At 48.9% G+C, this 14319-nt stretch carries 10 protein-coding genes; 4 read left to right on the top strand and 6 right to left on the bottom strand.

All coding sequences use genetic code 11. The annotated features are described in order from the left end of the window. The 4 genes from OEY58_10970 to OEY58_10955 form a co-directional block, all read right to left on the bottom strand. A partial coding sequence (locus OEY58_10970; protein ID MDH5325973.1) for a M18 family aminopeptidase occupies window positions 1–239 on the bottom strand: 239 nt, incomplete at its 3' end. A 210-nt stretch (window positions 240–449) separates the two neighbouring features. Next, the gene (locus tag OEY58_10965) at window positions 450–1715 is read right to left on the bottom strand and encodes an amidohydrolase (protein MDH5325972.1); all 1266 of its coding nucleotides are present in this window, start codon (window positions 1713–1715) and stop codon (window positions 450–452) included. A gap of 243 nt (window positions 1716–1958) precedes the next feature. After that, entirely contained in the window at window positions 1959–4118 is a 2160-nt protein-coding gene (locus OEY58_10960) for an AMP-binding protein (protein MDH5325971.1), read from the bottom strand. Next, window positions 4118–4771, bottom strand: a complete 654-nt coding sequence (locus OEY58_10955) for a TetR/AcrR family transcriptional regulator (GenBank protein MDH5325970.1) — start codon at window positions 4769–4771, stop codon at window positions 4118–4120. Before OEY58_10955 ends, OEY58_10960 begins: the two co-directional genes overlap by 1 nt. Before the next feature lie 189 nt (window positions 4772–4960). On the opposite strand from OEY58_10955, the gene OEY58_10950 reads away from it, so the two are divergent. Continuing rightward, on the top strand, window positions 4961–7072 hold the full coding sequence (locus OEY58_10950) for a VIT and VWA domain-containing protein (GenBank protein ID MDH5325969.1): 2112 nt from the start codon (window positions 4961–4963) through the stop codon (window positions 7070–7072). Window positions 7073–7245: 173 nt separating this feature from the next. Next, on the top strand, window positions 7246–11559 hold the full coding sequence (locus tag OEY58_10945) for a PAS domain S-box protein (protein MDH5325968.1): 4314 nt from the start codon (window positions 7246–7248) through the stop codon (window positions 11557–11559). 20 nt (window positions 11560–11579) lie between these two features. Here the strand turns inward: OEY58_10945 and OEY58_10940 are convergent, their stop codons facing one another. Together OEY58_10940 and OEY58_10935 are read right to left on the bottom strand one after the other, a co-directional pair. Continuing rightward, window positions 11580–11789 (bottom strand): hypothetical protein, encoded by a 210-nt coding sequence (locus OEY58_10940; protein ID MDH5325967.1) that lies wholly within the window; start codon window positions 11787–11789, stop codon window positions 11580–11582. A 19-nt stretch (window positions 11790–11808) separates the two neighbouring features. Next, on the bottom strand, window positions 11809–12081 hold the full coding sequence (locus OEY58_10935) for a hypothetical protein (protein ID MDH5325966.1): 273 nt from the start codon (window positions 12079–12081) through the stop codon (window positions 11809–11811). A gap of 240 nt (window positions 12082–12321) precedes the next feature. On the opposite strand from OEY58_10935, the gene OEY58_10930 reads away from it, so the two are divergent. Next, window positions 12322–13116 (top strand): response regulator, encoded by a 795-nt coding sequence (locus OEY58_10930; GenBank protein ID MDH5325965.1) that lies wholly within the window; start codon window positions 12322–12324, stop codon window positions 13114–13116. Window positions 13117–13221: 105 nt separating this feature from the next. Further along, window positions 13222–14307 carry a GDP-mannose 4,6-dehydratase gene (gene gmd / locus OEY58_10925; protein ID MDH5325964.1) on the top strand — a complete coding sequence of 362 codons (1086 nt, stop codon included), beginning with the start codon at window positions 13222–13224 and terminating at the stop codon, window positions 14305–14307. The last annotated feature ends 12 nt before the right edge of the window (window positions 14308–14319 follow it).

The raw sequence follows: 14319 nt of genomic DNA, 5'->3' as shown, positions 1-14319 counted from the left end.
ACCAGACGAAAACCTTCCTCGGCGACTGGTTTAGCCCCAAGCGTAAACGCAATAATAGAAGAGTCATTGCGAATCACGTAATAACTGCCACCGGGCCTCACATCCCAAACATCTGCTTCAAACAAACGTACAAAACCCGCAGTTTTCAGTATTTCATGAATATTATCCACGGCATGGAAAGGCGTGGGTGACTGCTTAATGAAGTCCAGCAGACCGTCTATGAAATTGGATTCTTCCATATTAAAACCTTTTTGTATGATGACCGTTGACCAGGGTTGGAGGAACCATGGTCTCCCCCGTACTAGAAGGACTCAGATTTTGAGAGTCGCCTCTAATTTATTATTGTTTGCTCCGCCGGTGGAATCACTCCATGATTTACAAGCGGTTGTGCTTTGATTATACAAAGTCTAAAAATAAATAAAACTATTCGTCGGTATGAATATCATATCTTATTGAACAAAAATCCGTCTACTTTCAAATATATCATCAGATAAAGCATGGGTATTGACCCGTATGACACGTTTCAACAGGAAATCATACAAAATAGGATTATAGGGACGAATTTGGGTTAATCGTGTTGCCGTGTCAGCCGGTATAAATCCCCAATCCACATATTGGTGAGTATCCACCAAGGGGATGACACCGGGCAAAGGATAATCCGAACCGTTAATGAGTCGCTTATGCCATTGCGGGTTGGAGACGATATCCGCGATGGTTTCCTTATCGCGGTTAATCTGCAAAATCGCGGAAATATCACCATACACCCGGTCGGCCACACTGGAATCCGCTATTAGACGTTTAAACAAGTTAAAATTACGCTCCATAGGTGCCTTGGCTTCGTTAGGTTCTTTATCAATATCGTGGCTTTGTCCCAAACTGGCGCAGTGGGCAAATATAACCCGCACGCCCCGGTCCAACGCTCGGCGTAACAATAAGGGGTTATTGAGCCGTTCGCCACCTTCCACGCTGACCGCGTTTTCCTCACCTGCATGACACAAAATAGGGATATGGTATTTCACCAAGGCATCATAAAAACGATCACACAAAGGTGAAGCCGGGTCTATGCCCATGGCACCCGGCAGCCACTTAATGGCTCTGGTACCGCGTTCCACACACCATTGCAATTCCTCCACGCAGTCGGCGCGGTAAGGGTGTATGGAAGCGATCCACTCAAAGGCCAGGGGATGTTGTTTTACCACTGCGTAGGCGTAGGCATTGGGCGTATGAAACGGCGAAGATTCTGCCTGCTGCTTACCTTGCTCGTCATAGAAGTAATCAAAAGCCAGCAACATCATTTTGGCACCCGGTGGAAAATCTTTCTGCAAAGACAACAGCCGATCCACTACCAGCTTGTCCACAGAATGCGGACTGCCTCTATTTTCTTTTCCCTGGTCCTCGCCGACACAAGCGGCATTCATATAAAACTGAAATTGGGCGTATTGAATGGGGTGCATCAAAGACTGCATATTGGGATTAACCCAAATGCCACTGTTGTTATCGCCGGTGCCGATTAAATGCACGTGGCAATCCCACACCTGTTGCGGGTCCAAACCTTCCCAGGCCTGACGCAGCAACTCATGGTCAGCCAATGCTTTGGGTAAAGGACCGGACAAACAACTGTTCAATATGCCTTCACGGGGCCACAACCAAAATCCGGTTGCGCCCATGCCCAGACCACCGGCCGCCAAAACAGTTAAAAAACTTCTTCGATTCATTTATTTACCTATTTATGTATTGTACCGAGCAACTGCTAAGCAACGACAAGCACTAAGTGTTACTGTAGCGTCACCTTTCGCGCGCGTGGGCACAAACCACGCGCCCACCTTACATAACTCTTTCTTTTACCCGGCCCTGGAGTCGTGTTTCCCAAAAGCGGACGTACTCACGGCGTTCCCGGTTGGGGAACACCCATGCCCCCTTTTTCGTCGGCTGACCCAAAAATACAACGATGCTCAACCCTACACCTCATGCACCAATGTTTGCGCGGTGACATAATCGGTTTTGCCCGTTCCCAAAATCGGAATGGCTACCACTTGCATGACTTTTTTCGGCACATTGATTTCGCCGATACCGTCCTGTTGTGCCTGATATAATAAGGGGGTTCGATCGGCGTTGGCCTGGGTGCTCATCAACACAATTTGCTCTCCCTTGCGCTCGTCCGGTACGGCTACAGCCGCATGCTGGGCATCGGGCCACACTTTGCTGGCCAGAGACTCCACGGCAGTCAGGGAAACCATCTCACCGGCAACTTTGGCAAAGCGTTTGGCTCGACCACTGATGGCCACAAACCCCTCGTCATCCAAATCCACAATATCGCCGGTGTCATACCAGGCCTCTCCGTCCACCTTCGGCAAAGGTGCCAACACACCGGGGTTGTCATGCAACAAATATCCCAGCATTACATTGGGCCCTTGCACAAATAGTCGCCGCCCCTGGGACAAACCCGGTACCGGCTCCAGCTTCATTTTTATCGCCGGCAACAAACGGCCTACCGTACCGGGCTTATTATCCATAGGTGTATTCACTGCCAGCACCGGACTGGTTTCCGTCGCACCATACCCTTCGAAAATGCGCACCCCAAATTTATCTTCCCAGGTACGTCGAACTTCTGTTTTGAGTTTTTCCGCACCGGCAAACACGTAACGCACGCTGTAAAAATCATATGGGTGGGCGTTTTTAGCATAACCCGCCAAAAACGTATTGGTACCAAACAAAATAGTTGCCCCAATTTCATAGGCAATTTCCGGAATAACGCGATAGTGCAATGGTGAAGGATACAAAAAGGTTTTCATACCCGACAGCACCGGCAACAAGGTACCGGCAGTCAAACCGAAGGAATGAAACGTGGGTAAAGCGTTGAGCACAATATCCTGCGCGGTAAAATCAATACGCGAAGCCATTTGGCTCATATTGGCCAACAAGTTCTGATGGCTTAATACCACGCCTTTAGGGGTACCTTCCGAACCGGAAGTAAACAGCACCACCGCCGGCGACTCCGGCGACACACCGCGGGTGCGATGCCGGTTCTTCAAGCCAAAGTCCATTTTGCTAATAATAAAACTGCGAATCTTGGTGTACAGATTAATGTTTTTGGCGATATCCTCCAAATACACCACGTTGACTTGTTTGGATAACTCATGCACAACGTCTTGCAACTTGGCTTTGATCACAAACGCATGAGCTGTCACCACGGTTTTCACCTGAGCGGTCTCACATGCGGAAATCATTCCGTGGGCACCCACGGTATAATTGAGCATGGCAGGAACCCGACCGTAAGCATGTAAACCCATAAAGGTGACCAATGTGCTCAAAGCTCCGGGCAATAATACGCCCACATATTCACCGCGGCTGCTGTGCTTGGTGAGTTCCTTGCCCAGAGCCAAACACTTAGTCACCACCGTGTCATAGTTAATAGGCTTACGGTTAATGTCTTCGCCAACAATGTGTTTCCCGCCATGCACAATGCGAGCATCCAGTAGACGATCAAAAATCGTAGTACGATAAGGACTGGAAGCAAATACCATCTCAGTCATAACATCCGAAAGAATTTTACCGGCCCGGGTTCTGCGGGCCCGACCGGAGACCTCGTTGTCCATCTTCAATTTGCGCGGGTCTAATATACTGAGGGAGATCTCCGGAAACCAGCGAGTACGTATGCGGCCCTTCATGCGGGAAAAAGGCGAATACTGTGCGCCGTCTATACACACGGGCACAACCGTGGCATTCGTGCGCACTGCTACCAAGCCGGGCCCGTGATAGATTTTCATTAAAGAGCCGGTAACGGTAATACGTCCCTCGGGGAAAATCACCACGTTTTCCCCTTCCTGTACTTTCCGTATTAAGGCGCGTATGGCCAGCGGGTTACCCGGATCCATAGGAAACAAATGTACCAAACGACGGACGAACTTAAGCACCCATCCACCGGCCACATGAGTATTCACGGCGAAAGTCATATTGATCGGTATAAAACAGTACAACAACAGTGCATCTAAAAACGAGGTATGGTTCGCGACGATGATGACATTTTCATCCAATGTCTTGAGTTTTTCCAAGCCCCTGACTTCCACTTTATAAAACAGCGACATTATCGCAGCCAATGTTTTTTGTAAGCCATTCATTATAATTCTCCTCTTGATCCGGCCAGCCCCGCCAGGTAATTCTTGATCAATGAATCCGTCAATACATTAATGGATTCGGCCCCCCCGATTTCCAGTTTTCCCGTAACCGCCAAAGCGCATATCCCGTGAACACCGCACCATATAGTACGGGATACCTGTTGACGTTCGGAAGTGGAATTATTCACTAAATCGCTGCCCCCAACCCCAATCTCATGCTGAGGCGGTATCAAAGAAATGAGCTGGGTTTCCACCAGTTCAAACATATCGTTCACCTTGAGCGCCAACCAATCGGGTACCGGTTCGCCTTCAGGTAAATTGTGCTCAAACACCATGCTCCAGCGTTTGGGGTACCGAGTGGCGAAACCCACATAGGCTCGTGCCATGGCCAGTATGCATTGGGTCGGCTCTTTGCAGTCCTGCGTTGCTTCGCGTAGCTGAGAAAACAACTGATCCAGCGTTTGCGCGTTTACATGAAGAATTACATCATCCAAATTTTTAAACACCAGATATAGGGTACCTACCGTGTAGCCAATATCCGTCGCTACTTTGCGAGCACTAATGCCGCTTAAACCGTGACGATCCGCCAAGGCACTGGCAGCTGCCAAGGCCATTTCACGGATTTCGTCTTTGCTGTGATCACTGCGTCTGGCCATAAGTGTCTTCCCAATCAAACGTTTGTGAATATTAACCAAAAATGTTTCGGCATTTAATTGAACACCGTTTAGTTCTATGCTACAGTTTAATTGAACACTGTTCATTTGTCAATTTTAATTGAACACTGTTTATTTTTTAACGTTTAATTGAACACTGTTCATTTACAGTTATTGATAGGAGCAACGCTCATGAAACTATTTAATTCTTTTATTATCAAGAGTTACCGGTTATTCCTTAGACTGACTCTGAGTTTTTGTATCATAGGCAGCAGCCAAGCTGCCGGTCTGCTCACACCCAAAAACAATCATTTAGGGGAGCTAAAAATCAAAGATCACGAGGTCAATGTGATCATCGAAGACGGTTACGCCATTACGCGTATCGAGCAAGTCTTCCATAATCCACATACCCAAGACCTGGAGGCCATTTACGCCTTTCCGGTGCCGGAACAAGCCTCAGTCGGCGAATTCACACTGTGGATAGACGGTAAGCCGATCACCGGAGAAGTTCTGGAAAAGAAACAGGCGCGGCAGATTTATGAAACCGAAAAAGCCGCCGGTCGTGACAGCGGTATCACCGAAAAAAATGGGTACAAGACCTTTGAAATAAGCGTCAACCCCGTTCGCGCGGGTCAAGACACCCGCATTCGTCTGGTTTACATTCAACCGGCCCACATCGACACTGGCATCGGCCGCTATGTTTACCCGCTGGAAGAAGGTGGGGTCGATGAAGCAGCTTTGAATTTTTGGAACAATAACGATAAGGTGGAAAATACGTTCAAATTCAATTTACAACTCAAATCCGCCTATCCCGTCAAAGGCCTGCGCCTGCCCAATCAACCCTTGGCTCAGGTAAGCCAAAATGCCAAAGGTGAGTGGGAAGTGGCAATGCGATCACAAGCTCAAACCACGCTAAACACCACGGCTAACGAAGAGCAGCCAAACACACACGTTGCCAACACAAGCCAAATTGTTTCCACAGAAGTTAATCCAAAAAACCGGACAGCATACACCCTCAACAAAGACATTGTGGTGTACTGGCGCTTACAAGACGGCTTACCCGGCAGCATCGATCTGGTGACCCAAAAACCCAAAGCCAACGGTCGCGGTACTTTTATGTTAACAGTCACACCCGGCGATGACTTAGACCCTATTACACAGGGTACGGACTGGGTGTTTGTATTGGACATCTCCGGGTCCATGCAAGGCAAATACGCTACGCTGGCCGAAGGCGTCAACCAGGCATTGAAGAAAATGCGCACCCAAGACCGTTTTCGCATTGTAACTTTTAACAACAGCGCCAGTGAAATCTCCACTGGCTATGTGGCCGCCACCCCGGAAAACCTGCGTTACTACACCGACAAGGTGAAAAACGTTAAACCGGGTGGTGGCACCAACCTTTTTGCAGGCATTGCATTGGGTATGCAGGCGATAGACTCCGACCGCCCTACTGGAATTGTATTAGTCACCGATGGTGTAGCCAATGTGGGCGAAACAGAGCAAAAGAAGTTCATTGAACTGGTAAAAAAACAGGACATGCGCATTTTCACTTTTATCATGGGTAACAGCGCCAATCGTCCCTTGTTACAAGCTGTCACTAAGGCCAGCGGCGGTTTCGCAGACAATGTCTCCAACAGTGACGACATTGTGGGTAAAATCATACTAGCCACCAGCAAGATGACTCACAAAGCCATGCACGGTATGGAGGTGAATATCGCCGGTGTAAAAACCGCTGATATCACACCGGCGCAAATCGGCAGTTTATATCGAGGCCAACAACTGGTGCTCTTTGGCCACTATTGGGGTAACGGCCAAGCCCATGTACAAATCAAAAGTAAAATCTCCGGACAGCAAAAAATATATGAGAGTCGTTTCCCCTTCCCTGCCACGGCCAATGACAACCCGGAAATTGAACGTCTTTGGGCTTTCGCCCGCATCGAAGACCTGAACGAGGAAATTCAGGATTTTGGAGAAAAGGCGGACATCAAACAAGCCATTGTGGACTTGGCCACGGAGTTCGGACTGGTCACCGACTACACCTCCATGGTCACCATGCGGGAAGAGTCCTTTACGGCCCACGGCATCGATCGCAGTAATAAACGTCGGGTTGAAATGGAACACCAGGCCCAACAACAACGCCGCCAACAAACCGCACGCAGCCGCCGTGTAGACCAGCAACAACCCGCATTTACCGCGCCGCGTGCCGGCACCGGACGCAGTAGTGGTGGTGGCAGTGGTGGCGCCATGGGAATCTGGACTTTGCTGCTGTTGCCCTTGCTGGCTCTGCGTCGCAAACGCACTTAAGCAAAACGACAACAATAATGTACTTAGAGCGCCGGAACCCCCGGCGCTTTTTTCCCGCATCAAGCATTGTTAAATCATAGAAAATTCTACCCATCTTTGGCGGTTTTGTGCCGATAGAAAACTGATGAAACATCTGTTGGACAACACAATGACTGAGCCACGGGAAATTCAGCATGCGAATAAGAACACGGAATAAATCTCAAGTTTTCACCACCGTGTTTCGATCGGTTTATGCGCGCCTGATTCCCGCTTTTTTGTGCATCACCCTGTCTGCCTGGACAATTGCTGTGATGTCGGAAGGGGAGATTAAAGGTGAAGTCACTAAAGCCTTATCCACGGTGTTGGGTGCAAGCCATCATATCGTCACTACATGGAGCATCCAAAATATACAAGCCGTGTCCCGCTTAGCGGATAATCCATTAGTAAAGGACTACATCATCGCCCTGCGGAACAATAAACAAATCGAACCATGGAAACAGCAATTGCTTAACAGCAGTCTGAACGGATTGATACAAACCAACAGGTATCATGACTACACATTTCTAGGCCCCGACAATCGTATTCTTGCATCATCCATAACAGAGGATATGGGCACGACTACGCCGTTACTCCAGCAGGAACATGCCCTCAACCGCCTGTGGTCAGGTTCAGGCACCATCTCAACGCCTATTAAAATTTACCCCCCGGGTAAGCTCGAAAGAGATATAGTGATGTACGTGGGAGCTCCGATTCGGGACGATAACGGTGACGTGGTCGCTCTGCTGCTGTTTACTTTAAACCCCTTGGACAGCTTTGTTCCTCTTAGCCGCCATGGTCGTATCGGCGACAGCGGTGAAACATACATATTTAATGACACAGGCAAGCTGATCACAGAAAGCCGTTTCAATTCGCAACTGCAAGACCTTGGATTGATTGGTGCCGGCGAGGGTTCCACACTAAACCTGACTTTGCTTGATCCCGGTAAGAATCTATTGGATACCTCCGCCGTCAGAGCATCCCCCAAGAATCTACCTTTTACCCATGCGGTAGCCAATGCCATAAAAGGCCAAGCCGGTATAGACCTGAATGGCTACCGCGACTATCGCGGCGTATCGGTGGTGGGTGCCTGGTTGTGGGACGATTCTCTTAATATGGGCTTTACCGTAGAGCAGGACATAGACGAAGCCTATGCGATACTGCAATTGACGCGTACTACCATCATCAGCGGTTCGATTCTGTCAATGATTATTCTCTATATTTTCGCCTGGAGCATTGACAGAAACAACAAAAACCTGAAACAAGCCGAAGAAAAATTGGAGACCATGTTCAACACGGCAACCGATGGTATCGCCTTCATCAACCGCGAGGGCATCATAGAAAACGTCAATCCGGCAATCACCTCACTGTTGGGTTACACCAAAGACGAACTTATTGGTAGAAATATCAAGATACTGATGCCGGAGCCCTTTCGCAGCCGGCACGACGAATATCTGCGGCGTTACGAAGAAACCGGAGAGAAAACGGTTTTGGGGGCCAACCGCGAAATGATTGCGCAACATCGCAATGGCCAACTGGTATCAGTGGACTTAAGTGCCAACGAAGCCATATTGAATGGGGAGCGGCACTTTTTCGGAATATTGCGTGATATCAGCGATAAAGTTGCCACCAAAAAGAAACTGCAACAAGCCAACACCGAGTTACGCATGATGGCTATGGTAGCGCAAAACATCGCCTATGCGGTTACTATCACCAACCCCGATGGCCACATTGTCTGGAATAATGAAGGCTTCACTAATATCAGCGGCTTATCTGAACAGGAAGTTTATGGACAACATTACTGCCATATATTGGAACAGCAAATGGTCAACGATGGCATCATCAGTCAGATCCACGATGCCATGTTGCAGCAGATTCCCTTAGAGATGGAGATACAAAAACAACGCCGCTCTGCCGGTATTTACTGGGTTAACACTGAGATTTCACCCATCCTCAATGAACAGGGTCAATGGGACAAATTTATAATCATTGAGCAGGATATTACGGAAAAACGCCAGTTGGTATCGCAAATTCAACAGGCAAAAGACAAAGCCGAACGAATTGCCGATGAGCTCTCCAGCAAGGAACAAGTTCTGTTACTGGCTCTCTCCGGCGCTGGGGCCGGACACTGGTATCTGGAGCTCGATAGCGGCAAGCTCCATTGGGATGAGCGTTGTATGGAGATCTTTGGTATCTGTTCCGATGAATTTACCGGACGTTACTCGGATTGGGCTCGACGGGTACATCCGACAGATTTTCCTGCAGCGCAAGTACAATTCATTGACGCCATGGATAATGTGGACGCCTACCAATTTACATTTGACCACCGGATTGTCCTTTCCAATGAAGAACTTCATTATGTTCACATATCCGCCACCATCGAGCGGGCCGAAGACGGCACGCCATTAAGAGTCTATGGTTTGTATTTTGATGTTACCCAGGCGAGACTTAACGAGAGAGTACTGCAAAAAGCCAAGGAAGAAGCCGACGCAGCCAATCTGGCCAAGTCATCCTTCCTGGCAGCCATGAGCCATGAGATACGTACTCCCATGAATGGTGTTGTGGGTATGATCGATGTTCTGGCTCAAACCCAACTGAATGAATCCCAACATGACTTCATCAACACCATAAAAACCTCCGCGTTTTCGCTACTCAGTATAATCGATGACATACTGGACTTCTCCAAAATAGAAGCCGGCCGTTTATCACTGGAAAGTATCCCGGTTGAATTCGAAGAACTCGTGGAAAGCGTGGGTGATACCTTGCTTCCCATGGCCTACAAGAAAGGAGTTGAGCTATTGGTATTCTGTGCCCCGGAACTACCCGCAGTAATAAAAGCAGATCCGGTAAGAATACGGCAAATTCTATTTAACCTGGGTGGAAACGCGCTCAAATTCACTAACAATACACCAAACAAACATGGCCGCGTCGTCATACGGGCGGAAGTCACAACGAATCAAACCGAGCAACTCTATGTAAAAATCAGTGTAGAGGATAATGGAATCGGCATGACTCCCGAGGTGCAACGACAGTTGTTTCAACCTTTTGTGCAGGGAGAGGGCTCCATCACGCGACGTTTCGGCGGCACCGGCCTGGGGCTTACCATATGCCGCAGGCTGGTGGATATGATGGGTGGCAATATTGAAATGTACAGCCAGGAAAACTTTGGATCAATTTTTTCAGTAGTCATGCCACTGGAAGACACCGATGACGATTCCGCTAAATATACCGACACCTTAGCGGGGCTCAATGTAATCTTGCTGGACTGCAACGATGTGGTTGCCGAAATCGTGGAACGTTATCTCATCACGGCTGATGCGACGCCAATTCACGCCTCGACCGACAATGTTGATGAAATACTCCAAAGCTTATCACCGAGTACCGAAAACCTGATCTTCATCATTAACAACCCCAAACCGTATTCGGAACCGCGATATTTACAGAAGACCGAACTGATACAACACTTGGCTGACCGTTTCCGCACCCATAAACCCGGGTTCCTCCTTCTGGGCAGAGGCAGACGCCAAACCCCGCGAGCGCAGGAAGGCTTTATCAGCCTGGACCTGGATGCCTTACACCGAAACAGTTTTATCAAAGCAATTGCTGCATGCGCAGGACGAGATTCACTTGCAACACCCGACCGAGGAAACACTACCCAACCGTTTATTGAACAAATTCCTACCAGCGGAGAACTCGTTCTGATTGCAGAGGACAACGAGACCAATCAAAAAGTGTTGCTGCATCAACTCGGCCTACTGGGCTGCGTGACCCAGGTCGCCAATAACGGCCGAGAGGCTTTAGAATTGTGGCAACATAACCCGTATGCACTGATTTTAACGGATTGCCACATGCCGGAAATGGACGGATATGAATTGACGCGGCAGATTCGCAGTCGGGAAGTAAACGGCGCACACATTCCCATTATAGCCATTACTGCCGATGCGCTTAAGGGCACACACAAACAATGCCTGGATTGCGGTATGGATGACTACCTGACCAAACCGGTACAATTGAAATCGCTGGCGGAAAAACTGCAAGCCTGGCTGCCTTCGGCAAACACAGGTAATGCAACACCCGAGGTACACACGGCCAACGTCCATGAGCAGCCTGCCGCGGCGGAAAACATCGTGGATACCAATGCATTGATCGAAGTGTTGGGAATGGACGACCCAGCCCTGCTGGCGGATTTCTATGTCGACTTTGTACGCACCAGTGATGTCACCATTAATGAGCTGCTGGATGCACATACCCGCCACAATGCAGAAGACGTAGGAGGTCTGGCCCATCGACTCAAATCCTCAGCCCGATCCGTCGGTGCCAATCTTTTGGCAGATTGCTGCCTGGCATTGGAGATGGCCGGTAAAGCCACTGATTGGCCGGTAATTGAAACAGAAATCCTAAAACTGCCGCAACTGTATAGCGAAGTGAAAAATTGGATTCAATCCTATCTCACCCAATCCAACGCAGCGTAACGTGCTAAGGTATGCCCACTTTATGTCTGAGGCAAACGTTTTTGCTTCTCGGCGATTTCGATGAAAGATTCCAGGCGCACCAAACGCTTATCCAACTCGTGGGTCCGATCGATGATGCGTTGGTCGGATTCGCGCATTTCTCTGGCCAGTTGGGATATATCCGCAGCCAGCTGAATCACGCGCTCGTTATGCTTAATCGATTCGGTCAGTACCTGAAGTATTTTAGACATACATTCCCTTGTTTTTAGTTTATTTTTTTCCCAATTTTCTAAACAGACTTAGAGTCTCGTGCACCTCCGAGCGAGCATGGTCCAGCGCCCGGGAAACCTCGTCATTGCTTTTATCCAGTTCCGCAATCAATGCGGTTAAATCCTGTGTATCCCCAGCCTCCAGATCAAAAGCATCAATGGCCAAACGATGAGCTTCGCCGGCCGACTTAAGCTTTTTCGCCTTTTGTATTTTGGCAATTTTGTCGTGCTGCTCCGAACTGAGTAATACCACCGCACGGGTCATATTGGGCATAAATCACTCCTGATTTCCAAGGATTTTGATGCTGAAAATATAGCACATGTGCATGTGTTGTGCAGGTTTTTTTATAGATTATTTTTTCATATAATACAAACAGATAAGCCCATTAATGGTAGCAAGTTTACACCATGACCTTCACCGTACAGGTAAGCACCAGCTGCAAAAACCAAAGTGGGAACGGGGATTGCATAAAAACCGATACACGAAAACAGACGTATAAGGACATACTGACTCATGATGGGTGGTAAGGAAACCTATAAAAATCTACGCGTGCTGCTGGTAGATGACGACACCTTTGCTTTGCGTATAATTCGTCACATTGTTTATGGCCTTGGGGTTGTCAACGTATACGAAGCTTTTGACGGCCAAAACGCCATCTATCAAATGGAAAAACACAAAATCGACCTGCTCATCACCGATGTGGAAATGCCCCATATTAACGGGCTGGAATTGCTCAAACGGGTACGATGCGGCAAAACCCCCACACCACGAAATTTACCTGTCATCATTGTCACGTCCCTGTCCAACACTGAAGTGCTCCGCACCAGTGTTGCTTTGGACATCAACGGATTTCTGGTGAAACCGCTGAAACCGATTACCGTACAGGAAAAACTTCATGATGCCGTAACCGAAGCCAACGCCGGCACCATCGTTTGCCACCCGGAAAGCCATTACGAAAATGTAGTCACCGAGCTAAACCCGAATAAAACCAAGAAAGAAGAAAAAACCGCTGTTAATGCCGGTATCTTGATCGATAAAGATAAAAACAAAGTCGAAGAACAAGCTACGCAACATTCGCACGGTCAAAAAGTACCCATCCGCGATCTCAAACCCGGCATGGTCATAGAAACCGATATGTACTTTAAAGACGGCACCCTGCTGCTTTCATCGGGCCACACCCTGACCGAAAACACCATCAACCGCCTCATGGACCTGAGAGAAGTGCTCAACACGGAATTCTGCTTGGTTCGCTACGAACTGGCGCAAGACGAAGCAAAACAGGAAGAACTGAAAAAAGCGGCGAAGTGACAAACTGAGCAAAAATCAGCCTGACAAAATCTGGTCACTCCCGTGCTTCTGCGTTATAGTTAAGCCCTTAAAATCCGACGCAGAAAACCTCTACAAACAAAAAACATGAAAAAACGAGCATTAATCACCGGCATCACCGGACAAGATGGCGCCTATCTGGCAGAACTGTTGCTGGACAAAGGCTACGAAGTACACGGCATCAAACGCCGCACGTCCTTGTTCAATACCGACCGCATTGACCACCTGTACCAGGACCCGCACCAGCAGGACCGCAATTTCATCCTGCACCACGGTGATATGACCGACTCCACCAGTCTGATCCACATTGTGCAGAAAATTCAACCGGATGAGATCTACAACCTGGCCGCGCAAAGCCATGTGGCAGTGTCTTTCGAAGAACCCGAATACACCGCCAACTCCGACGCCCTGGGCGTATTAAGATTGCTGGAAGCCATTCGCATTTTGGGCCTGGAGAAAAAAACCCGGTTTTACCAGGCATCCACCTCAGAGCTGTTCGGCAAAGTGCAGGAAGTCCCGCAAAAGGAAACCACACCGTTTTACCCGCGCTCACCCTACGCCGTCGCCAAAATGTACGCCTACTGGATTGTGGTCAACTACCGCGAAGCTTACGGCATGTATGCCTGTAACGGCATCCTGTTCAACCACGAATCTCCACTCAGGGGCGAAACCTTCGTGACTCGCAAAATCACCCGCGCCCTGGCCCGTATCAAACTGGGCCTGCAAGACACCCTGTTCCTGGGCAACCTGGACGCCAAACGCGACTGGGGCCACGCCAAAGACTACGTGGAAATGCAATGGTTGATGCTGCAACAGCAACAAGCGGAAGATTTTGTCATTGCCACCGGGGTGCAGTACTCGGTACGGGACTTTGTAGACGCCGCCGCCAAAGAACTGGATATTGGCATCACCTGGAAAGGCCAAGGCGAAGAAGAAAAAGGCTACGACAGCAGCGGCAAATGCATTGTCGCCGTGGACCCACGCTATTTCAGACCCACGGAAGTGGAAACCCTTCTGGGCGACCCCAGCAAGGCCAAAGAAAAACTGGGCTGGGTACCCAAATGCAGCTTCGAAGACCTGGTGGCAGAAATGGTTCGCGAAGACCTGAGCGCCGCACAACGAGACGAGTTGTGCAACCGCGAAGGCTTCCGTACCTTCAATTACAATGAATAGCAACAAATAAAC

The sequence above is a fragment of the Gammaproteobacteria bacterium genome, assembly GCA_029882975.1.
Taxonomy (GTDB): Bacteria; Pseudomonadota; Gammaproteobacteria; order SZUA-152; family SZUA-152; genus JAJDNG01.
Note: the sequence above shows the minus strand (reverse complement) of the source record. Positions and strands in the feature narration are given on the sequence as shown.